Here is a 25,215-nt window from a genome sequence, read left to right as displayed (position 1 = left end):
ATGGAATATTCTGCATGTCTCAAAATGTAATCCGTATCGCAACACGTAAGAGCCCTCTTGCCATGTGGCAAGCTGAATTTGTGAAAGCTGAACTGGAAAAAATCCATGAAGGCCTCACCGTTGAATTGCTGCCGATGAGCACTAAAGGTGACATCATCTTAGACACACCGCTTGCTAAAGTTGGTGGTAAAGGCTTATTCGTAAAAGAACTCGAAGTTGCCATGTTAGAAGACAGAGCTGATATCGCCGTTCATTCAATGAAAGACGTACCAGTTGATTTCCCTGAAGGCCTAGGTCTTGAAGTTATTTGTGAACGTGAAGATCCACGTGATGCATTTGTGTCAAACAACTTCTCTAGCATCAATGAACTACCGCAAGGCGCAGTGGTTGGAACTTCAAGCTTACGTCGTCAATGCCAGATCAGAGCGGCTCGTCCAGATCTTCAAATCAAAGATCTTCGCGGTAATGTAGGTACTCGTTTAGCTAAACTTGATGCAGGTAACTATGATGCCATCATTCTTGCAGCAGCAGGTCTGAAGCGCTTAAAGCTTGAAGAGAGAATTACCAGTTTCATATCAGCAGAAGACTCACTGCCAGCAAACGGCCAAGGTGCTGTAGGCATTGAATGTCGTACTGATGATGCTCGTGTAAAAGCACTTCTTGCACCATTGGAGCATTTAGAAACACGTCAACGCGTGATCGCTGAACGTGCAATGAACACCCGTCTAGAGGGTGGATGTCAGGTGCCTATCGGCGCTTATGCTGAAATCGACGGCGATACGTTAAGCCTGCGCGGTTTAGTGGGTAATCCAGATGGAAGCCAAGTCATTGAAGCCGCAACCTCTGGCAATAAGAACGATGCAGAGCAACTTGGTGTAGCACTTGCTGAAGAGCTGCTTTCAAAAGGCGCAAAGACTATTCTTGATGCAGTGTATGCAAAAGCATAAGTTGATTCAATGAAGGTATTACTGACGCGTCCAGAAGGGCGCAATCAGTTAATGGAAGAGGCGTTATCTTTTAGGAACGTCTCTTACCTTACTACGCCTTTATTACAGGTAACACCCACTTCAAATCTCCAATCAACACAAGTCAGCAGCACACTTGCCCATGCTGATATCATCATTTTTATTAGTACCAATGCCGTAAAGTTTGCTTCCGAAGCCATTGCAGCCAGATGGCCAGAATCTGCAAAATACTATGCTGTCGGCCAAGCGACTTATCTAGCCTTACAAGCCCTTGATATTAGTGCTGAGAAAGCGCCTGATAATTGTCAGCAAACAGAAGGCTTACTCAGCTTACCCTCACTTAAAAGTGTCGATGATAAGAATATTGTCATTGTTCGAGGCGTTGGTGGCAGAGAGGATTTAGCAATAGAGCTAACCAAGCGCAACGCAAATTTAGCTTATTGGGAAGTCTATCAAAGAGGATGTCCCGAGTTAGATATGAGTAATATTTGCCAGCAATGGCAATCGTTTGGTATAGACACTATCATCATTACCAGTGGCGAAATACTCGATAACCTCGTCAAAACTGTTCCAAATGAACTATTTGCATGGCTGCAAACTTGTCATATTATAGTCCCTAGCTCCCGAGTATATGATAAAGCTACTGCGTACGGTCTAATCACCGTAACCAATGCAAAAGCAGCCAATACCAATGCTATGCTGACTGCACTATCCTTATAGTTTAGTCACTTAAGCATTAGTAAATACTCGTTTTACTGCAGCATCATCGCTTTCAAGGACTGTTTAATGGAAAACAAGCACACTGACGCCAGCTCCACAGAGCCTACTCCAGAAGAAACTAATGCGTCACAGCCCGTTATTGAGGCTCAGTCTGAACCGCAAAGTAGCGCAGCACAACCAGCGGTGAATGAACCTCCTGCAGCAAATAAAACGACACCATGGGGCGTTATTATTACGCTTTTTTTACTATTGATAATCGCTTTTGCCACAGCTGCTGGCGGATACCATCTATATCAACAGCTTGAAACGCAAAAAGCGCAATCTTTGGCATTAGAGCAGAAGTTACAGGCTGAACTTGTTAAACCCAATCAGCGTATCGCCTTTTTAGAGCAGCAGCAGAATCAATTTAAATCTGCTGTGGATTTAGCGCTATCAACCGCTCAAAGCGAACAAACGCAACTACAAGAAAGAGTCTCGATAATTGCTCAACGCAACCCTAACCATTGGCGCGCAGAGGAAGCGAAATACCTAGTACGCCTTGCAGGGCAAAAATTGTGGTTAGAGAAAGATCCTAGCACTGCAACTAGCCTACTAAAAGCGGCCGACGAACGCATAAAGTCAATGCGCGATCCGTCACTAATGCCACTTAGAAAAGCGCTCGCAAAAGATATTGCCGCTACCGCCTCGATTAAAAATACCGATATTGCCGGAACAGTATTAACCCTTGATACTTTAATTGATGGATTGGAGACCTTGCCATTAAACCGAGCTGAAACTCATTTTTCTGCTGAAGAGTTAAAAGATACCCAGGTGAGTGATTCATTAGATGATTGGCAATCAAACCTTGCCAAATCATGGCAAGCGCTAATTGATGACTTCGTCATTATAAGAAAGCGCACCACTGATGCCGCACCATTACTAGAACCCGATCAACAGTGGTACCTTGTCGAAAATACCCGCAACAAATTACTACAAGCTCAACTCGCACTATATCGCCAAGACCAAGTGAATTACCGCAATTCAGTTAAGCTGGCGAGAAAATGGGTCTATCAGTATTTCGATCTTAAAGATCAACAAGTCACAGATGCTCTAACCACTTTAGATGCATTAGAAACCTTGAAGATTCAAACAACGTCGCTTGAACGATTTGATTCATCTAACTTATTAAATCAATTGGTCACCTACGGTAACTTGATGACAGAGGGGGCACAATAATGGTTCGCGTTCTGGTCTATCTAGGCATTATTTTACTGGGCTTCTTCATCAGTCCATTTCTAGCAGGAAATAAAGGCTACCTTTATCTTGCCGTTGGTGACTATCAAGTAGAGACCAGTATCGTCTTTGCCGTTATTGCACTGGTTATATTTTACAGTCTGCTACAACTGGCTGAGTTTGTTATTGTTTGGGTGTTAAACCTCATTTTAGGAAGTCGACTACTACCTGAAAAGTGGCGTAAAAAGGCAGCAAGAAAGCACACCCTAATGGGGGCTTTAGCGCTTGCAGAAGAAGATTGGGCCGCTGCCGAAAAAGCCATGGTTAAAGGTGCTGATAAGGGTGAAATCCCCGCACTTAATCTGCTCGCGGCTGCGCGAGCAGCACAACATCAAAATAATATTGCCGCACGTGATGAGTATCTGGCAAAAGCAGAGCTTGAACCGTTAGCCACAAAAGCGGTGAGTACTACCCGCACCCGCTATTTGTTGCAACAGGGTGAATTAGCTTTAGCCCGAGAAGAGCTAGATAAGCTCAATCCTACCAGCAAAAGCAAAGCCCCCGTGATAAAGCTCGCTGTTGACCTATATAAAGCGCAGCAAGATTGGCAAGCCCTTAAACTTATTTTACCAATTGCCAGCAAAAAACAGATTATGGCTGACGATATATTTAAAAAGCTTACCTTTGAAACCAATATCGCTTTACTAAAGAATGCCGCAAGTACAAATGAGCAAGAACTAGAGAAATGTTGGCACTGGCTATCACGTAGCGAACGAAAACAAGCTGAGTATATCGCAGAATATGCCATCGGCTTAAATCGCTATAACCAAAAAGAGCAGTCTATAAAGCTGCTGCAAAAGCAGCTTAAAACATCTCCATCAAAAGCCATTTTTGAAGCATTATCTCAAGTGCTCACCCCGTCGGATGTTGAAGCTAAAAAGCAGCTATTAGCGCTCGAAGCTAACTTTGAAGATAACGTAGATTATCAGGTCTGTTTAGCTAAGTTGTATCACCAAAATCATGACTATCACAATGCTAAAATATGGTGGCAAAAAGCTTGTTACCTCCAGGACGATATCAGTAACTTACACGCGCTTGCTGACGTACAAGAGCACCAAGGCGAATTAAACAGAGCACTTCAAACCAGAAGAAATGCCGCTAAGCTGTAACTTATTTTTATATCCATTATGTATATAAAAGCCACTCTATAGTGGCTTTTTGTCTTTAAATAATGACCTCTCAACTCCCGAACAAGCTAGCTGGCTGATAAGACTGATCTTTAAAACCTTATACAATTTTCTAAAAATATATTGTCTCACCTCCTTGACTTTATCCGATTTGACAACATTTGAAGCGCATACGAAATTAGTACTGTTAGTACACTGACTAATAATACTTAAGTACTAACTAACCTTCATTTAGCTCACGGACGAGATTGTCGAGTATTTTATGATGGGTACCTATACTTCAAAGCTGGATGCCACCGTAGTTGAGCTTTCAGGCGTTATTAGCAAACAAAATAGTCAAGGCGAGATGGTGCCACTTCAAGTGGGCGATACCTTACTTAAAAACACCTCATTTACTGTTGCTTCAGATGCGACGTTTAAACTTGAATATAGTGACGGCACCATAGTCACCCAACTAGATTTCCAAGACTCGAGCGAAATCGCGACAGGCGGATTTGAAGCAACTGAAGTAATCAGTGAAACTATCGATCCTGAAATTGCCGCCTTACAAGCACAAATCCTTAGCGGTGAAGATCCAACATTGAACTTGCCAGATACCGCAGCAGGTGAAACTAGCCCAACAGGTAACGAAGGCGGTGGTTTTGTATCTGTAGGCCGTGCAGGTGATGAAACCATTGCTGGGGCAGGACACGATACAGATGGCTTTATTCAGCCACAAACCTCTCGCCAAGACGAACTGCCCAGCTTTCTAGAACAGTTTGCCCAGCCAACAGTTTCAGCTAGTTCGGTGACTCTTTATGAAGAGAACTTGGCGGAAGGCTCTGCCCCTCAAGTTGCTGCACTATCACAAGCTGAAAGTGTTTCCGTTGCAGTACAAGCGGGAATTCAAGCCCTTACTATCAATGGGGTCCAAGTATTCGTCGATGGTAACTTTATTGGACCTGTGACCATCCCGAGTGAATATGGCACACTAGTGATATCAGCATATGACCCCATAAATTCAATTCTTACCTACAGTTACACTCTTAATAGCGCATTAGACCACAGTGAATCTGACATTCTATCTGAGCTATTTGTAGTGCAACTCACCGATAATCAGGGAGAAAGCACCACTGCCGTCGTAACGGCCAATATTGTCGATGACGCTCCAACTGGCCTTGATGATATTAATGCCATTAATGAGGACAATCTTGCAGGAGTGTTCGGAAATGTTTTAGCCAACGATACCTTAGGAGCTGATTTAGCCCAAGTAACCCAAATAACTTCAGTTTCTGGAACGACTGATGTCGGCGCTGAAAGTACAATCGCCGGCGCTTATGGCTCGCTAATCATCGCCGCCGATGGTAGCTACAGTTACATTCTTAATAATCAAACCAGTGAAGTTCAGTCGTTAGCCCTCGGCGAGCAAATAACCGATACATTCGACTACCTGTTAGTGGATGCTGACGGTGATGAAGTGACTTTAACATTGGTAATAACCATTACAGGTGAAAACGATGCGCCCGTTATCACCTCTTCATTTGAAGATGCTCAGGGCACTGTAGTGGAAGCAGGTGTGCTCGTCGGCGGGAACATCGCAACAGCAGGTATTGCCCAGACAGGTGGCACATTAACCGCAACTGACTTAGATGATGGCGCAATTCTTAATTGGAGCCTAGACAGCGCGGCAGAAACACCTTACGGCATGTTCAGCCTTGATGAAGTAACTGGTGACTGGACCTTTACTCTCAGTAATGAACTTGCAGATAGTTTAGCGTTCGGCGATCAAATCACTGAAACATTCAATATTACAGTAACTGATGAATATGGACTCTCTGCAAGTCAGATCGTCACGGTGACTATTGAAGGTACCAACGATATTCCGGTGCTAACAATCAACGATACTGAAGGTGCGGTAACTGAAGATGACGATGAGCCTAGCCTGTCTGACAGCGGCGCGTTAAGTTTCACCGACGTTGATAATGGCGATAACCACACTATCTCCTTTGCCCATGTTGGCAGTGTTATTTGGTCTGGCGGTAATTTAACCCAGGGCCAAATTGATGACTTCATCGCAGGCTTCAGTGCTGACAGCGACAGCTGGGATTATACGGTACTCAACTCCCTCACTCAGTTCCTCAGCGAAGGCGAAACTATCAGCCTCAGCTTTGAGGTCACCGTCACTGATAGCTTTGGTGCCACCGACACCGAGACCGTTAATATCACTATTAATGGTGATAACGATACTCCCGTCATTACGGTTAACGAAGGCGAAGACAGCGGCAGCGTGAAAGAAGCCGGAGTGATTGATGACTTCGACCAAGACCCTGGCAACAATAACACCCCAGCGGTTGCAGTATTGGAAGCTAACGGTACCCTTGTCGGCAGCGATGCCGATGATAATGCCGTTATCACTTGGTCGGGTAACGCCAGCGGTGTGTATGGTGAGTTCACCATCGACAATAATGGTAATTGGACGTATACCCTTAATGACAGCGCCTTGGTGGATGCCCTCGCCTCTGGTGAGTCACACCTTGGAAGTCTTTACCGTGACCTTGACCGATCAATTCGGCGCGTTCACCACCCAAGATGTCACCATCACAGTCAACGGTACCAACGATATTCCGGTGCTAACAATCAACGATACCGAAGGTGCGGTAACTGAAGATGACGATGAGCCTAGCCTGTCTGACAGCGGCGCGTTAAGTTTCACCGACGTTGATAATGGCGATAACCACACTATCTCCTTTGCCCATGTTGGCAGTGTTATTTGGTCTGGCGGTAATTTAACCCAGGGCCAAATTGATGACTTCATCGCGGGCTTCAGTGCTGACAGCGACAGCTGGGATTATACGGTACTCAACTCCCTCACTCAGTTCCTCAGCGAAGGCGAAACTATCAGCCTCAGCTTTGAGGTCACCGTCACTGATAGCTTTGGTGCCACCGACACCGAGACCGTTAATATCACTATTAATGGTGATAACGATACTCCCGTCATTACGGTTAACGAAGGCGAAGACAGCGGCAGCGTGAAAGAAGCCGGAGTGATTGATGACTTCGACCAAGACCCTGGCAACAATAACACCCCAGCGGTTGCAGTATTGGAAGCTAACGGTACCCTTGTCGGCAGCGATGCCGATGATAATGCCGTTATCACTTGGTCGGGTAACGCCAGCGGTGTGTATGGTGAGTTCACCATCGACAATAATGGTAATTGGACGTATACCCTTAATGACAGCGCCTTGGTGGATGCCCTCGCCTCTGGTGAGTCACACCTTGAAGTCTTTACCGTGACCTTGACCGATCAATTCGGCGCGTTCACCACCCAAGATGTCACCATCACAGTCAACGGTACCAACGATATTCCGGTGCTAACAATCAACGATACCGAAGGTGCGGTAACTGAAGATGACGATGAGCCTAGCCTGTCTGACAGCGGCGCGTTAAGTTTCACCGACGTTGATAATGGCGATAACCACACTATCTCCTTTGCCCATGTTGGCAGTGTTATTTGGTCTGGCGGTAATTTAACCCAGGGCCAAATTGATGACTTCATCGCGGGCTTCAGTGCTGACAGCGACAGCTGGGATTATACGGTACTCAACTCCCTCACTCAGTTCCTCAGCGAAGGCGAAACCATCAGCCTCAGCTTTGAGGTCACCGTCACTGATAGCTTTGGTGCCACCGACACCGAGACCGTTAATATCACTATTAATGGTGATAACGATACTCCTGTTATCTCTAACATCACTTCTGTAACCGTTTCCGAAGAGGGGCTTGATAGCGGTATTATAGATAATGTTGGCGTTCCTACGGATACAACTAATCTGAAGGTAAATAGTGGACTGATTACCTTTACTGATGCTGATGCTGATGCTCAAGACAGTAGTATCTTTGATGTAACACTTTCAGGGCCTACTACGGACATGTTCTCAGATGGTCAATTAATCAGTTGGAGCTGGAATAATGCAAGCAAAACACTGACGGGTTCTGTGGGGCAAAATACAATTATGTCTATAGCTTTAGGCACCGTAACCTCTAACCTAACAGGTTTTGAAGTCGGCTATACCGTGACATTATTCGACTCCATTGATCACCCTCTAAATAGCATCGAAGATATCTTAACATTTGCTTTCGGGGTGACAATTAATGACGGCGTTCAAGATGTCAATGCAAACTTTAACGTTACCGTTGAAGATGATGCACCCGTCGATGAAGTTGATGAAAACTTAGTCCACAATATCCCTCACCTAATAGGAGAGAGTGTAATCGCAGACTTATTTGACCCGGGCGCTGATGGCTTTGGCAGTATCAATTTTAATGTCTTGACGAATGGATTGCAGTACAATGGCGTAGCACTTGAGTATACAATGAGCGGCAGCACGTTAACCGCTAGCGCTAATGGAGTGGACGTATTCACACTAACTGCAGTGCTTGATGGAAATGGTCATTACGACTATCAATTTACGTTGCTGCAGCAAATCGATCTTGAAACGATCATTGATTACGACATAGATTCAGCTCCAGCAGGAAATAACACAACCTATTTTGTCGACTCTGATGGCGCTATATACGCTCAAAATGGCCAAGCTAGTAATGTTATCTCCACTATTACTGGTTACACCAACGGCATATCTTCTCAAATAAACTCGAATAGCCACGGTATTGGTGTTGGACCACAAACCTCAATCGCGAATAATGAGTCGATCATAATTGACTATGGCGTAAACGGCACAAATTTACTTGCTATCAACTTAGGCACCAACAATAACGGAAACCATAGTGGCTCAGCTGACATTCAATATATAGTAACTTACTCAGACAACAGTACCAAAATTGTGAATACGACCATCGGCCCAACATTGCTCATTGAAGAGTTAGAGTTCAATGGTTTGTCAATCATGTCGATCGAAATCGTCCATGTAAGCGGAGAAGATTTCCAAATTACAGGCCTAGCATCCAATGGCTTAGTATTTAACGCGCCAATAGATATAGCATTTGGTTACGCTGCAACTGATGGTGATGGTGACGCGGTTGTCTTTGCTGGTGCAAATACAGGGGAGTTTAGTGTCACTTTAACTCCTGACAATTATGTTCCAAACGCCTTAAATAACTTCTACCAAGTCGATTACGAAGGCTTAGTTGCCGGTAATGTAATTACTGATGACACTGGCTCAGGAGTTGATAGCGACTCGAATAATGATCCTCTTTTACTGACACAAGTAAATGGTATCGACTTGAACTTTATTGGTGGTGAAGCAGAAGTAATACTTCAAGGAGGGCTGTTAACGATACAAGAGGACGGCTCATATACTTTCGAGCACGATGGTAATAGCTCTACACCAATTAACTTCAGCTACACCATTAACGATGGCAATGGAGGAACAGACACTGCAAATGTGAGCATTGCCGTTTATGATAGCGAAACCCTTAACCCAGGTGACGACAACTACATAGGCACCGACGGTAACGACACTATTATCAGCGATACCCCAGATATTTTAGCTGGTGCTGATTACAACTTAGCTTTTCTCATTGACTCTTCAGGTAGTATGGGAGACAGCGCAGTCGCAACCGCTAAAGCACAAATCTTATCCGTACTTGCAACGCTAATTACCAATGCAAATCAACCCAGTGCAGGTACCGTCAATGTGCTATTGGTCGACTTTGATCAAACGGCAAAAATATTGATTGCAATTGACCTCAGTTCTAACGACCCCCTTGCCAGTATAACTACCGCATTAGAAGCTATGAGTAGCGGAGGAACCACAAACTATTCAGCAGCATTCACTGCTGCCTATAACTGGTTTAATGACAATTATCCTCAAGGTAATAATCGAACTTTCTTTATTACAGATGGAGAGCCAAATACTGATAATGGCCAACCCGGTGATTACTTTGAAAATGCTCAAAATGCATTTGCCCTATTAAACGCACTATCATACGTGGAAGCAATTGGCCTTGGTGGCAATGTAAATAGCTCAACTCTTCAACAATTTGATACTGAAGCACCAATTATTAATAATGTTGATGTCGACGACCTTGCTGACGCTATTTTGGGATCCAATATACTCCCAGGGAATGACACGATTAATGCCGGAGAAGGAGACGATATCATTTTCGGTGACTTAACCGATTTCTTTGGTAACTCTATGCAAGGCATGGATGCAATAAGGCAATACGTTGCAGATGAATTAAGCGTTAATGTCGCCACAGTTACTGATGCTGAAGTTCATAACTTCATTAGTCAAAATATTGAAGACTTTGATGTATCTCAAATTGATGATGGAGGAGACACACTTAACGGCGCAAATGGTAATGATATTCTATTTGGCCAGGGAGGTATGGACATACTCAACGGTGGGGCTGGCAACGATATTATCATGGGAGGAGATGATAACGACACCATTAGTGGTGGTTCCGGTCGTGATCTCCTTTCTGGAGGTAAAGGAGATGATTCCCTTTATGGTGGTACAATCGCTAGCGCAGATGACAGCGAAAGAGACTTTTTCTGGTGGTCTGAAGATTCTGCCGATAATTCGACAGATACGGTCTACGGCTTCAATCAGCAAATCGATGTATTAGACCTATCCGACCTACTGATTAACGAAGAAAATGGTAATTTGGAAGATTACTTTAGCTCTATTACTATTAGTGGAGGAGATACAACTATAGTACTTGACATAGATGGGGTAGCAGGTGGTGATGGGGTAACAATTGTTTTGGACGGCATAGATCTATCATTAGTCTACGGCAGTAATAATGAATCAGACATTATCGCCGGACTCATTGCCGATGATGCTTTAATCGTCGACCCGAATAGCACCTTTATCCCTCCGTATGAGCAAATAGATCAAGGAAACATCATCCCTTAGAGAAATCAGTCTAAAGTAGTACCCATTTGCGAGTCAGTCCACATAAGGATAGAAGTCACTATATTTAGTGGCTTTTATTTTTGGGCAGAACTAATGACTTAGTAGCAATTAGTTAAGCTTCAAATCATTCACCATAAGTAAGCGTCAAAAAATTGACCATTGTTTTCATCTCCTATAACATCAGTTAATGATAAGTTGCAGAAAATAACGCGTAAGCTACATTTCAATTGAAGATGTGTCGCGGCAAGGAGCAAGACGATGAAGTCAATAATTACAACAAAAGCAGGCCACATTCAGAACGTAACAGGAGCTGTTACCGCAGAAGTTAACGGTAATATCAAAAAGGTAGTAAGTGGTGACTTCATTCCAGCTGGAACTAACTTATCCGTAGACGATAGTAGCTTTGTTGAGCTTCGCCTTGAAGACGGCTCTATCATTTCCTCTAATAGTGAAGCGATTCCTTCAGCAAACACACCCCCTTCAGGAACTGAGCAAGAAGCCCTTAATGAAATCGAAGAGATTCAATCGCTTATTGCGGCTGGGGAAGATCCAACTGAAGGTCCTGATACAGCAGCGGGTAATCAAGCCGGGAACGAAGGTTCTTCAGGGCACGTCTCTGTCGATCGCGGCGGCGCAGAAACAATAGCTAGCTCAGGATTTGACACTACAGGTCAAAATAATGATGCTCAAATAACCAGCCTTACAATCAATAATCAAAGCCAAAGTACTGGTGACGATAACAACTTTTTGGTCGCGCAGTTTACCGACAATTTTGTGAATGGTGTGGCATACACAACCTCATCAGGGATTTCTGGTTTTACAGGGGATATGGGAGCTCCTGGCTCCTTTGCTTACCAACCTGGCGACATAATCACCTTTACCGTAGGTGATGTCACCATAGCGACATTTAGCGCAGATGCAATTCAAGGAACCATCCTCTTTTTACAAGATATTGCTGGAACGTCTTTATCAGATAGTAATCTAAACTATGTAGAGAATATGGCGATATTCCTGCAAGCATTAGACAGTGATCTGTCTGATGGTAACAATGACGGCCTGCTGCAAACAAACAGCAGCTCTTTAAATTTGGATGCAAGCTACGCAACTAATATTAATATCATATTTGCCATACACCAAGCACTCTCAGGCTATATAGATCCAACCACTGGCGAACCACTTAATATTGCAACAGCTGGTAAAGAGATGCTGTCGTTAGTGCTAGCCCAACTAGGCATAGAATTTACTAGAGATAGTGAGCGTTCTGCTGATGAGCAAAACGTATTTGAAAGCTTAGCCATGGCCCATGTTGCTGACACTATTGACGATTTAGCAGGGGACCGCGCACCAGATGCTGCCGACGAAAGACTGGTGGATATTCTTGATGTGCCTGGTGGTCTTGTAACCTACAACTACAACGAACTCGATGGACGTATTACATTTTCAGCAGATGATTTGCTCGCAGGTGCAACAGGGCAACAAGTTATCACTGAAAACCTTGTAGTTAAAAATGTACAGCTAAGCGCAGAATTCCAAGATATTGGTACCCTCGTCGATCTAGGTGATGGTAATTATGCCATCATCCTTAATGACGGTATCAATCAGTATGATCTAGAGGGACTCTCTTTGGATTATCGCGTTGAAGACTGGACCGCCTTTAGAGATATAACCTCACAAACACAAGATCAGTATAAGTCACATTTATCTGCAGATATTCCAGATGTTTTTGAGCATGATGGATTCAATCAATTCACATTAAACAGTGAACTGGTATTTGATGAGGATTCCGCTCTTGAAATCACCTTTACCAGCGAGCTATTAAGCGAACAGTTCGGTATACCCATTGCGGAGTATGCTGATGATTATATTGTTCCAATTCAATATTCAAACGATGGCGGCATAACGTGGCAGTCAATGACGGTGACTTCAATTGATTACAGCGGTAGTATTCCCCGCCCTGTATTCGGTTTTGTTTTAGGTGCTGGCGATTCTAGTGTTTTAATCCGTGTACCAATATTTGATGATGCGCAAATTGAGCCTACCGAATATTTTCGAGCTGTGGTCACTGGTGAGAACGTTTACGATGAAACTTTACAGTTCGCGATCTTCGATAATGATACTCCAGCAAGCGATCTGCCATTAATCAATATTGATTACGCTATTGCCGTAGAAGGAATGGAAAGCGCTGTATTTACGCTAAGCTTGAGTGAAGCTAGTACAGAAACAATTACTGTTAACTATTCAAGTGAAGAGCTTTCTGCACTCTTTGGTGAAGATTTTATTAATGTCTCAGGCACAGTAACATTCTTACCCGGGCAAACAACTGCTTATATTACAGTTCCTATCGTTGACGATCTTATCGTCGAAGGTAGCCCGGAATTTGCACTAATAAACCTGACCGATCCGATCAATGCGACTCTTGCTGACTCTCAAGGCACCTTGCGCATATTTGACAATGACAGCCCTATTAATGCCGATATCGCTATCGATTTAGATCCAATAACAGGCGATAACGTAGTGACAAATGAGGAGGGGCAGCAGTCCATCATTGTTACTGGAACAGTTACTGCAGATGCTGCTATCACTATCGGTATTGTGGTTGTCACCATCAATGGTACCAATTATCAAACGTTAATGAATGCTGATGGCACTTTCTCAATTACTGTATCTGGCTCAGAGCTTATTCTCGACGCTGATACTGTTGTCGACGCTATTGTATATGGGTTTGGAAATAACGGGGAGCGAGCTGAAGATACCACAACCGAGAACTACGACTTAGAAACAGTTCTTCAAAATGATAACCAAACAATAGCCGAAGATACCGTTGCAACTGGTAACGTTCTCGATAACGATAGCGATCTCGATGACCAGCTCACAGTGACAAGCTTTGAAGTCGACGGTCAAACTGTTAATGCAGGAACCACTGTGGAGCTTGATGGTGGCAGTCTCGTTATCAATGAAGACGGCAGTTATACGTTCACACCAAACGAAAATTGGAACGGTAGCGTACCTGTCATCACCTACACCACTAACACCGGTTCTACGGCAACACTCACCATTGAAGTGACACCTGTCGATGATCCAAGCCAGCTAGAAAATGACACTAACACCATAGACGAAGGTGAAATAGCAACTGGTAACGTTCTCGACAACGATAGCGATTTAGATAATGACCTCGCGGTAGTTAGCTTTGAAGTTAATGGACAAACAGTTACTGCAGGCACCACTGTGGAGCTTGATGGTGGCAGCCTCGTTATCAATGAAGACGGCAGTTATACGTTCACACCAAACGAAAATTGGAACGGTAGCGTACCTGTCATCACCTACACCACTAACACCGGTTCTACGGCAACACTCACCATTAAAGTGACACCTGTCGATGATCCAAGTCAGCTAGAAAATGACACTAACACCATAGACGAAGGTGAAATCGCAACTGGTAACGTTCTCGACAACGATAGCGATATAGATAATGACCTCGCGGTAGTTAGCTTTGAAGTTAATGGACAAACAGTTGCTGCAGGTACCACAGTGGAGCTTGATGGTGGCAGCCTCGTTATCAATGAAGACGGCAGTTATACGTTCACACCAAACGAAAATTGGAACGGTAGCGTACCAGCCATTATCTATACAACAAATACCGGTTCGACAGCCACTCTGACAATTGAAGTGACACCTGTGAATGATCTCATAGATGCCGATGATGACAGCTACTCAGTGATAGAGGATGGTAGTGTCACACTCAACCTCTTAGCCAACGACTCTGCCGCCGATGGCGGCCTGACGATTCAGTCTATCAATGGCGTCACCTTAACCGGCGGCGCGCAAACCATTGCTGTCACCAACGGTACCGTGATTATCGCCGCTAATGGCAGCATGACCTTTGAGCCTGCTGATAATTACTACGGCCCAGTCAGCTTTGACTATGTCGCTGTCGACGCCGATGGTGACACTGATAGCGCCACCGTGAACATCACCGTCAACAATCTTGACGAAGGCGTAGATGCCGATGATGACAGCTACTCAGTGATAGAGGATGGTAGTGTTACACTCAACCTCTTAGCCAACGACTCTGCCGCCGATGGCGGCCTGACGATTCAGTCTATCAATGGCGTCACCTTAACCGGCGGCGCGCAAACCATTGCTGTCACCAACGGTACCGTGATTATCGCCGCTAATGGCAGCATGACCTTTGAGCCTGCTGATAATTACTACGGCCCAGTCAGCTTTGACTATGTCGCTGTCGACGCCGATGGTGACACTGATAGCGCCACCGTGAACATCACCGTCAACAATCTTGACGAAGGCGTAGATGCCGATGATGACAGCTACTCAGTGATAGAGGATGGTAGTGTCACACTCAACCTCTTAGCCAACGACTCTGCCGCCGATGGCGGCCTGACGATTCAGTCTATCAATGGCGTCACCTTAACCGGCGGCGCGCAAACCATTGCTGTCACCAACGGTACCGTGATTATCGCCGCTAATGGCAGCATGACCTTTGAGCCTGCTGATAATTACTACGGCCCAGTCAGCTTTGACTATGTCGCTGTCGACGCCGATGGTGACACTGATAGCGCCACCGTGAACATCACCGTCAACAATCTTGACGAAGGCGTAGATGCCGATGATGACAGCTACTCAGTGATAGAGGATGGTAGTGTCACACTCAACCTCTTAGCCAACGACTCTGCCGCCGATGGCGGCCTGACGATTCAGTCTATCAATGGCGTCACCTTAACCGGCGGCGCGCAAACCATTGCTGTCACCAACGGTACCGTGATTATCGCCGCTAATGGCAGCATGACCTTTGAGCCTGCTGATAATTACTACGGCCCAGTCAGCTTTGACTATGTCGCTGTCGACGCCGATGGTGACACTGATAGCGCCACCGTGAACATCACCGTCAACAATCTTGACGAAGGCGTAGATGCCGATGATGACAGCTACTCAGTGATAGAGGATGGTAGTGTCACACTCAACCTCTTAGCCAACGACTCTGCCGCCGATGGCGGCCTGACGATTCAGTCTATCAATGGCGTCACCTTAACCGGCGGCGCGCAAACCATTGCTGTCACCAACGGTACCGTGATTATCGCCGCTAATGGCAGCATGACCTTTGAGCCTGCTGATAATTACTACGGCCCAGTCAGCTTTGACTATGTCGCTGTCGACGCCGATGGTGACACTGATAGCGCCACCGTGAACATCACCGTCAGCAACGTCAATGACACTCCTGACGCTATCGACAACAGTTACGACGTAGATGAAGGTGCTAGCGTGTCAGGCAACCTCATCACTGATAACAGCAGCTCCGGTGTTGATAGTGACTTAGACGGCGACAGCTTAACTATCACCCATATCAATGGCGTACCGGTCACCTTTATTGCTAGCGTGGCCACCGTGGCGATTGATAGCGGCAGCTTGTTGATCAACCAAGATGGCAGCTTCACCTACAGCCATAACGGCGACCAGCCTATCCCAACGAGTTTTAGCTACACGGTTAGTGACGGTAATGGCGGCAGCGATACCGCTGATGTCACTCTGAACGTCAGCGATGTAAATGACCCGCCAGTTGCAACCAACGATTACTTCGGCTCGGGCCTGTATAGCCAATATTTCAGCTACAATGACGCTGCGGATGGCGGTAACCTATCATCTGTTACCCAAGTACGTAATTTCATTAACAGCAACGATGCTGACGCCACATTTATCGCTACGACACTTACTTACGCTTGGGGCAATGGAAATTTAGGCACCGGTACTAGTCTTCAAGATTTTCTTGGCGATGACGCAGCAAGCTTAAGTACCGATCCAAATGATAGTTCCGACGCCATTTTACATATGCAGGGATTCGTCGAACTGGATGCTGGCACCTATGGATTAAAAGTCACAGCAGATGATGGTTACTCCGTAGTCATTGATGGTGTAGTTGTTGCGGAGGTTTCTCGTAATCAATCCTCAAGTACGCGCTATCCAGGTGAGCAAGGTCATATCTATTTTGATATCACCGATCCAGGCGCCCATAGTATTGAGATTATTTACTGGGATCAGGGCGGCGCTTACGAACTTGATATCCAGCTCGGCGAATTCGACGAGAATGATCAACAAATTGGTAACTACACACCGCTAGGCGATCAGATTATTTCCAATGATGTTATGGTGTTTGAAGATACACCATTCACCTTTACAGCCGAATCAATACTTGCAAATGATTCCGATCCTGATGGCGATGCGCTGTCAATTATTAGTGTCGGCAATGCTCAAAACGGCACTGTATCGCTCAATGCTGACGGCGATATAGTTTTCACGCCGACAGCAGGTTATACCGGCCCTGCAAGCTATGAGTATACAATTGAAGATCCTGATGGATTAACTGATACAGCAACCGTCTACTTTGATGTACTGCCGGATAGAGATTATAGCTACTTGGACGGTAGCCACGGCGATAACGTGCTTGACGGAACAGATGGGCACGACATTATTGTCAGCGATAGCTCAGGCATTCAAATAGTACAAGGTGAAAATTACAATATTGCCTTTATTTTAGACTCCTCTGGTAGTATGGGATCATCCGCAGTTAATACAGCTAAAGAGCAATTGATAGAGGTATTTAAGACTCTTCTTGCTTCAGCCTCAGGTCAACACTCAGGCGTCGTCAATGTAGCTGTCGTTGACTTTTCAGGTTCCGCAGTAATAAGCCTCTCTCTTAATATTAAAGATCTGGATATTAACGCGCTCGAAAGTGGCACCGATGCCGCTTGGAATGCCATTACCAGTGGCGGAAGTACAGATTATGTCGATGCATTCAACGCCGCTAAAAACTGGTTCAACAGCAGTGATGTGACGAATAACCCTGGTAATAACCTCACGTACTTCATAACCGATGGAAAGCACAATGCTGGAGGCTCACCACAAGATGCATTTGACCTACTAAGCGGACTGTCGGAGGTAGAAGCTGTTGGGATCAAAGATAGCATTAAAGCAGAAGATATTATTAGCTATGACACCGATGGGCAGGTCAGAGCAAAAATCAGTGTCGATAATCTCGCAGATGTGATACTTGGGCGTGAAGCTACCTTACTACAAGGAGACGATCAAGCCTCAGGAGGCTTGGGGAATGACATTATATTTGGCGATCTGGTGCAATTTGATGGCATTGATGGTCAGGGCCTCACAGCACTGCAAGAGTTAGTCGCTCAACAAACCAATGTCGATGCCAATAGCGTTTCAGTACAAGATGTACACGCATTTATCACAGCAAATGCATCGTTGTTCGATGTGGCAAAATTAAAAGATGGCGCCGATGATCTTGTTGGTGGAATAGGCAATGACATTCTCTTTGGTCAAGGTGGCAACGACACGTTAATTGGCGGTACTGGCGAAGACACCATGATTGGCGGCCTTGGTGACGATACTATGACGGGGGGAGAAGGTGAAGATACCTTTGTTTGGAGTGCGGGTTCAGTCGATGGCACCGATACCACAGATCATATTACCGACTTTAATCTTGCGGAAGATAAACTTGACCTTAGCGATATCCTCCAAGGTGACTCAATAAATGAATTGTCTCAGTACATCAGCTTCACTGATGAAAATGGCAGTACCTCAATCAACATAGATACCGATCAGGATGGGACATTTGACCAACATATTGTTCTCGACGGTGTTGACCTCTTTGCTACGTTTGGCGCTAGTGAAGCCGATATCATTTCTGGATTATTAGGTAGTAACGGTGAAGGAGCGCTTATAGTAAGCACTTCAAGCGGAGATCCTTTTGCAGTTGCAGTTAATGCACCCGATAAAATAGTTGATGAGCTTAACATGCAAGTATTTAATCACATACCTTAAGCAAGCACTACAGTGAAATGGTGGCCTATGGAAAAATGGGCCATCATGACCGATACTAACAATATATAATAAAATCTTAAGGATAAGTCCCCAAGGTGCCAGCTTCAGCTTCTAAGAAAACTGATCAGTGGACGATATCGGCTTCTCAACGAGTTGTAGTCGATCCACTGTTAGACAGTTTAGTTTTGCTTACTGAATATTTCGGTAGCCCCTGCTCTAGCGATTCTTTAGCCGCAGGCCTTCCTATGCAAGGTCATGTTTTAACGCCTGAGTTATTGCCACAAGCAGCAGCTCGAGCAGGACTCGCCGCTAAGCTTTCTCGTAAAGGGTTAAATGAGATCACCCCAATTCTGCTACCCAGCATATTGTTACTTAAGGATAAAAAGGCTTGCCTGCTTAGAGAGCTCGATATTGAGCAAGATAAAGCGATTATTCAGCTACCAGAGACCGGTGGTGAAGAGACATTATCGATTGAAGAGCTAGAAGCCATTTATGTCGGATACCTGTTTCTTGTTAAGCAAGAGTATCGTGGCGATATGGGCTTTGATGTCCACCTGCACGAGAATAAATCTCACTGGTTACTGCAAACACTTAAAGATTCTGCACCAATCTACCGAGATGCTTTAATTGCTTCGGTTTTAGTTAATCTATTTGCACTGGTATCACCGCTATTCATCATGAATGTATACGACAAAGTCGTGCCCAATCTTGCATTCGACTCATTATGGGTGTTAGCAATTGGCGCAGGTATAGCCTATATTTTCGATCTGATAATGCGCCAATTACGCAGTTACTTAATTGATGTTGCAGGCAAAAAGGTCGATATTATTGTCTCATCAAAACTGTTCGCCAAAGCCGTTGGTATTCCATTAGAGAAACGTTCACCAAGTGTCGGTGGTATGGCAAAACAACTAGGTGAATTTGACAGTATTAGAGATATTCTCACCTCAGCGACCATCACCACTTTAGTGGATCTGCCTTTTGCACTATTTTTCTTGATGATCATCTATTTAGTCGCAGGTGATCTGGCATTTATTCCATTGTTCGGTAGCTTCATCATTATTGGTTATACCCTGATTATGCAGCCAAAACTCAAAGCTGCTATTGAAGAAACCAATAAGTTCTCAGGCCTCAAACATGGCCACCTAATCGAGTCTTTATCATCACTGGAGTCGATAAAATCGAGCGGTGCTGAAGGGCTTGTGCAGAAAAGTTGGCAGCAGATGATTGGCCATACTGCTAACTGGCAGTTGAAAGCGAAAAAAATCTCCACCTCAGTCACAAACGTTGCCACTTTCGTGGTGCAAACATCTGTAATTTTTGTAGTTATTCTAGGTGTTTATCGCGTTGCTGATAATGAAATATCCATGGGTGGAATTATCGCTGCAGTGATCTTATCCAGCCGCGCCATATCACCAATGGCGCAATTGGCAGGCCTGATGACCCGCGGCAATCAAACTGCCAGTGCACTGCGTCAGCTAAACGAAATTATGACCCAAGAAGATGAGTTTGAAAACAAGGGGCACCTTGTTAGTCGTCAGCGCCTGCGCGGACAGATAAACGCTCATACTTTAGGCTTTAGCTATCCAAACTCTGAACGCCCAATACTGCACCCAATGTCATTAAACATTGAGCCTGGTGAGCGAATCGCCATCATTGGTCGTAATGGATCAGGAAAAAGTACCTTAGCTAAAATTTTAGTCGGTCTTTTTCAGCCGAGTAAGGGCAGCATAACCTACGATGGTCTCGACTCTGCTCAAATACACCCTAGTGACTTAAGGCGTAACTTTGGCTATTTACCACAAGATATCACCCTGTTTCATGGCAGCATTCGCGACAACATCCTTTTTGGAACCCGCCAAGTGACTGAGCATCAATTGATCAGAGCGGTACAGCTATCCGGCGTTAACTTATTTACCAACCTAGAATCTGAAGGCCTCGACCAACAAGTGGGAGAAGGTGGACGAGAACTGTCTCGCGGCCAACGTCAGACAATCGCTCTAGCACGAGCGACCTTAAACGATCCTCCTGTTTTACTGATGGATGAACCTACTGCAAGCTTAGATGCTAGAGCAGAGAAACAGTTTATCCAAGCGATGCACAATGTCAGCCGAGACCGCACACTGCTACTAATTACTCACAAAATGCACTTATTGAACTTAGTTGACCGCATTATTGTGTTAGACCGTGGCCACATTGTTGCCGATGGGCCAAAAGCGGACGTGCTTAAGAAGCTGAATGAAGGGCTACTTGCAGGAGTAGTTAAGAAATGAGTAAACACCTCACGTCACATGATTTAGAGATGGTTGATGATGTCTATGGCGCAATGATGACCGATGCGCCAGCCAGTCACAGATTAACCATTTGGGCACTTTCGTCACTTGCCGTTACGTTTTTAATTTGGGCCTACTTTGCTGAACTGGACCAAGTAACTACGGGGATGGGTAAAGTTATTCCCTCTTCGCAAATACAGGTTATACAGAGTTTAGATGGCGGCATATTGCAAGATATGTACGTGCAAGAAGGTTTGATCGTAACCAAAGGTCAGCCCCTTGCGCGTATTGATGCCACTCGTTTTCAATCTGACTTTGCGCAACAGGAACAAGAGGTCAATAGTCTTCTAGCCAATGTTATTCGACTAAAGACAGAGCTGAACAGTATTACCATTTCCAGTATTGGCTCTGATTGGCGAGAGCAGGTAAAAATACTACCTCAAGCTTTGATCTTTCCTCAGTTATTAGAAACCAATGAGCCAGAGCTAACCAAAAGGCAACGAGAAGAATACCTCGGCCGTATTGATAACCTCAGTAACCAGCTCGAGATCCAAGCTAGACAGATCCAGCAACGTAATCAAGAGATCCAAGAACTAGCCTCAAAAATTAGAACACTGACTACCAGCTTCCAACTAGTTTCTAGAGAACTCGAGCTTACAAGACCACTTGCAGACAAAGGAATTGTGCCTGAGGTTGAGCTGCTAAAACTGCAACGTGTGGTCAATGACATTCAAGGTGAACTTTCCTCCCTAAGGTTATTACGACCAAAAGTAAAATCAACTATGGATGAAGCGATATTAAAACGTCGTGAATCTGTGCTGATATTTGCTGCTGATGCTCGCGCTCAGTTAAATGAGATGCAAACTAAATTATCACGCATGAATGAAGCACAAGTGGGCGCACAAGATAAGGTCAGTAAGGCAGAAATAGTCTCACCCGTTAATGGCACCATTAAGTCAGTGCATATCAATACCCTTGGTGGTGTTGTCCAGCCCGGTGTCGATATCATTGAGATAGTCCCATCCGAAGACAAACTACTTATCGAAACCAAAATTGTTCCAAAGGACATTGCCTTTTTACATCCTGGACTACCAGCCGTAGTCAAAGTCACCGCTTATGACTTTACTCGTTATGGTGGGCTAGATGGCGTTGTTGAGCACATTAGTGCCGATACAACCCAAGATGAAGAGGGTAATAGTTTCTATATTGTAAAAGTTAGAACGGAGTTTTCTAGCTTAACAAAGGACGATGGCACGGAAATGCCTATCATACCAGGGATGTTGACCTCGGTTGATGTAATTACTGGGCAGAGATCCGTTTTAGAGTACATACTTAATCCAATATTACGGGCTAAAGATACCGCGCTCAGAGAGCGTTGAAGCCCAAAAAACGACCTGGAGGGGTTAACATGGACACCAGCACAATACGGCAGGTAAAACGTAGTGCAATTGCACTCGCCGTTGGCGCGCTGATATTACCAGCAGCGGCTTATAGCCAAACGTTGGAACAAGCAGTAGCGCACACATTAGATACGAATCCTGAAATACGGATCGCATTTAACCGCTTTAAAGCGCGCGAAGAGCAAGTCAACCAAGCCGTTGCCGGTTATATGCCGACGGTAGATATCTCAGGCGGCTATGGTTGGGAGCAAACGAATAGCCCATCGACTCGTCGTCGTGCAGGCCAAGGCGAAGTCGATTCTGACGGAGTCATTGAGCTTGAACGTGGCGAAGCAGGCTTTAGTATCAAACAAATGCTTTTTGATGGTTTTTATACCAGCAGTGAAGTTGACAGGTATAGCTTTGAAGCGAGTGCAGAGCAGTGGGCACTATTTGCTGCAGCCGAAGATATGGCACTGGACGTCGTTAAAGTTTACACCAATTACATTCGCAGTGAGCAAGTACTTACATTGGCCGAGAAAAACCTCGAAAGCCATAAAGATATTTATGACCAAATTAAACAGAGAACCGATTCAGGCTTAGGTTCAACCGCCGATTTATCACAGATAACCGGTCGTCTAGCCCGCGCTAATGCCAATGTTATCTCTGCACGTAATAATTTCTACGATGCCAAGTCACAGTTTGTTCGTATCGTAGAACAACAACCAGAAGATATGATTGTACCTGTACCTGATGCCGATATGTTACCCGTCGACTTACAAACAAGTGTCATGATGGCACAAGAGAACCACCCGATTTTGAAGTCAGCTTCAAGTGATATTTTTGCGGCAGAGAATGAGCGAGAGTCAGCCCAATCAAATTACTACCCCAAGTTTACTCTAGAGCTAGATGGTAACTGGAATAATGATATTGATGGTGAAGATGGTGCCGGTACTTTTCAAAATGTCGGCGGTCACAACAACGACCTAGTCGCAATGATCAGGGTTAAATATAACCTGTTTGCAGGTGGTCGTGATTTAGCTCGAGAAAAAGAAGCCGCCTACAAAATAGGTGAAGCAAAAGAGATCCGTCAGCGAGCTCATAGACAAGTGGTTGAAGGCGTCAACCTTGCATGGAACGCTTACGAGCTTCTTACCCCGCAGAAGATGTACATTCGAGATCATGTCATTGCCGCAAAAGACACTCAAGTCGCTTATAGCCAACAGTTCAATTTAGGCCAACGCACATTGCTGGATCTGCTCGATACAGAAAATGAGTTATTTGAAGCACGAAAAGACTACTTAGAATCTGAGTACGACGAAATAGTGTCACAGTATCGCGTTCTTAATGCTACAGGACAGCTGCTCGACTCACTAAGAGTGACGCGTCCAGATGTATGGCAAGGTGAACGTGATTACGAAGGAGGAGTACCGCAATGAGAACCCTAATTATATTATTGAGTTTCGCTATATTAGGTGGCTGCTCAATGCGTGATACCGTATCGATGGATACTCCAACGAAGCAGGTACATGACTTAAATGACATCGACCATGATGGTGTGATTGTTGCCAGAGAACGTTGCACCGAAACAGAGCTCGGGGCGACGATCGATAACTACGGTTGTGGTAAAATCAAACCGATTAACGAGCGTCAAGAGCTAAAGATCTTGTTTGCTAATGACTCTTACTACATCGATCCTGTGTATTATACTCAAGTCGAAATTATAGCTACCTTTATGCAAAAGTTCCCCAATACACAAGCCGTGATAGAGGGGCACTGTAGTAAGACGGGTACCCATGAACATAACCAAGAGTTATCTCAAAACAGAGCCAATGCAGTGAGTGCACTACTTAGCGAGCGCTTTGATATTGAATCGTCTCGATTAAGTGCTGTAGGATATAGCTTTGATCGACCAATCGATCCCACTCATACCGCAGCAGCACACAAGGTAAACCGTCGGGTTATTGCTGAACTAACAGGTGACGACACCACCGCCGATATGAAATGGCATATATATACTGTAGATGAAGTGGTTAAGTAGGAGATTCACTAACGTCGTATGAATGGCAGGCTTTATAAATTACAAAAATTAAAAAAAGTCTGCCAATTCACTTTGACTGGATTAGCTTTATCTGTGTCCTCACTTTATCTGGACGCAGACCCAATACCACAATTAGACGAAGCCCATATTACCCAAACCATTGAATCTCAGTATGGAGAGCGTGCGGGTAAACGTATTAGGGCTTGGTTTAAAATCATTAATGAAGCTAAGGGGCTGAAAGATAGCGATAAGATATTAATGGTTAATAATTTTTTTAACCTTTTTCATTTTGTCGATGATATAAAACTTTGGGGAAACAAGAATTATTGGGCAACGCCAATGGAGTTTATTGGTGTTAGTGGTGGTGATTGCGAAGACTTCTCTATCGCAAAGTATTTCACGTTACTGCAGCTTGGTGTTTCAGAAGATAAGTTACGCATCACTATGGTTAAGGCGACAAGTGTTAACCAGTACCATATGGTGCTTGCGTATTATGAAACTCCCTCCTCTATTCCTCTCGTTTTAGATAACCTTGATAAATCTATAAAACCAGCAACTCAGCGTAAAGATCTTATACCTGTATACAGTTTTAACGGTCGACAATTGTGGCTAAATAAAGAAAAAGGACGAGGCGTTCTGGCAGGCTCTTCATCGAAACTTGCGAAATGGAATGACCTAAAGCATCGTTTAGGTGTTGAACGACTAAAGCAACCTAAACTAAAACTGGAGTAGTTAC

The 25,215-nt window shown here is 44.7% G+C and carries 12 protein-coding genes; all 12 read left to right on the top strand.

Annotated elements, in window-relative coordinates; all coding sequences use genetic code 11:
* The first annotated feature begins 14 nt into the window (after positions 1-14).
* A complete protein-coding gene (gene hemC / locus SWP_RS01850; protein WP_044555557.1) occupies positions 15-947 on the top strand; it encodes a hydroxymethylbilane synthase in 933 nt (310 codons plus the stop codon).
* A gap of 9 nt (positions 948-956) precedes the next feature.
* Positions 957-1,685: a uroporphyrinogen-III synthase gene (locus tag SWP_RS01845; RefSeq protein ID WP_020910615.1), complete on the top strand. Its 729-nt coding sequence runs from the start codon at positions 957-959 to the stop codon at positions 1,683-1,685.
* 66 nt (positions 1,686-1,751) lie between these two features.
* Positions 1,752-2,900 (top strand): uroporphyrinogen-III C-methyltransferase, encoded by a 1,149-nt coding sequence (locus tag SWP_RS01840; protein WP_020910614.1) that lies wholly within the window; start codon positions 1,752-1,754, stop codon positions 2,898-2,900.
* Entirely contained in the window at positions 2,900-4,066 is a 1,167-nt protein-coding gene (locus SWP_RS01835) for a heme biosynthesis HemY N-terminal domain-containing protein (protein WP_020910613.1), read from the top strand. Before SWP_RS01840 ends, SWP_RS01835 begins: the two co-directional genes overlap by 1 nt.
* 280 nt (positions 4,067-4,346) lie before the next feature.
* A complete protein-coding gene (locus tag SWP_RS23285) occupies positions 4,347-6,728 on the top strand; it encodes a retention module-containing protein (protein ID WP_020910612.1) in 2,382 nt (793 codons plus the stop codon).
* Entirely contained in the window at positions 6,613-10,938 is a 4,326-nt protein-coding gene (locus tag SWP_RS24595) for a beta strand repeat-containing protein (protein ID WP_044555556.1), read from the top strand. Before SWP_RS23285 ends, SWP_RS24595 begins: the two co-directional genes overlap by 116 nt.
* Before the next feature lie 258 nt (positions 10,939-11,196).
* Positions 11,197-18,786, top strand: a complete 7,590-nt coding sequence (locus SWP_RS01820; protein ID WP_020910610.1) for a retention module-containing protein — start codon at positions 11,197-11,199, stop codon at positions 18,784-18,786.
* A gap of 95 nt (positions 18,787-18,881) precedes the next feature.
* Entirely contained in the window at positions 18,882-21,059 is a 2,178-nt protein-coding gene (locus SWP_RS01815) for a type I secretion system permease/ATPase (RefSeq protein ID WP_020910609.1), read from the top strand.
* Positions 21,056-22,438, top strand: coding sequence for an HlyD family type I secretion periplasmic adaptor subunit (locus SWP_RS01810; protein WP_020910608.1), 1,383 nt, complete (start codon positions 21,056-21,058; stop codon positions 22,436-22,438). The genes SWP_RS01815 and SWP_RS01810 overlap by 4 nt, the downstream gene beginning before the upstream one ends.
* A 29-nt stretch (positions 22,439-22,467) precedes the next feature.
* On the top strand, positions 22,468-23,877 hold the full coding sequence (locus SWP_RS01805; protein ID WP_020910607.1) for a TolC family outer membrane protein: 1,410 nt from the start codon (positions 22,468-22,470) through the stop codon (positions 23,875-23,877).
* Positions 23,874-24,479, top strand: coding sequence for an OmpA family protein (locus SWP_RS01800; RefSeq protein WP_020910606.1), 606 nt, complete (start codon positions 23,874-23,876; stop codon positions 24,477-24,479). Before SWP_RS01805 ends, SWP_RS01800 begins: the two co-directional genes overlap by 4 nt.
* 18 nt (positions 24,480-24,497) lie before the next feature.
* Entirely contained in the window at positions 24,498-25,211 is a 714-nt protein-coding gene (locus tag SWP_RS01795; RefSeq protein ID WP_020910605.1) for a transglutaminase-like cysteine peptidase, read from the top strand.
* Positions 25,212-25,215 lie beyond the last annotated feature (4 nt).

This window comes from Shewanella piezotolerans WP3, from assembly GCF_000014885.1.
Taxonomy (GTDB): Bacteria; Pseudomonadota; Gammaproteobacteria; order Enterobacterales; family Shewanellaceae; genus Shewanella; species Shewanella piezotolerans.
Note: the sequence above shows the minus strand (reverse complement) of the source record. Positions and strands in the feature narration are given on the sequence as shown.

Bases quoted from the DNA above. Each gene is read 5' to 3' on its own strand.
- SWP_RS01835 (WP_020910613.1), top strand. From the start codon at position 2,900: ATGGTTCGCGTTCTGGTCTATCTAGGCATTATTTTACTGGGCTTCTTC.
- hemC (WP_044555557.1), top strand. From the start codon at position 15: ATGTCTCAAAATGTAATCCGTATCGCAACACGTAAGAGCCCTCTTGCC.
- SWP_RS23285 (WP_020910612.1), top strand. From the start codon at position 4,347: ATGATGGGTACCTATACTTCAAAGCTGGATGCCACCGTAGTTGAGCTT.
- SWP_RS01800 (WP_020910606.1), top strand. From the start codon at position 23,874: ATGAGAACCCTAATTATATTATTGAGTTTCGCTATATTAGGTGGCTGC.
- SWP_RS01810 (WP_020910608.1), top strand. From the start codon at position 21,056: ATGAGTAAACACCTCACGTCACATGATTTAGAGATGGTTGATGATGTC.
- SWP_RS01795 (WP_020910605.1), top strand. From the start codon at position 24,498: ATGAATGGCAGGCTTTATAAATTACAAAAATTAAAAAAAGTCTGCCAA.
- SWP_RS01845 (WP_020910615.1), top strand. From the start codon at position 957: ATGAAGGTATTACTGACGCGTCCAGAAGGGCGCAATCAGTTAATGGAA.
- SWP_RS01820 (WP_020910610.1), top strand. From the start codon at position 11,197: ATGAAGTCAATAATTACAACAAAAGCAGGCCACATTCAGAACGTAACA.
- SWP_RS01840 (WP_020910614.1), top strand. From the start codon at position 1,752: ATGGAAAACAAGCACACTGACGCCAGCTCCACAGAGCCTACTCCAGAA.
- SWP_RS01805 (WP_020910607.1), top strand. From the start codon at position 22,468: ATGGACACCAGCACAATACGGCAGGTAAAACGTAGTGCAATTGCACTC.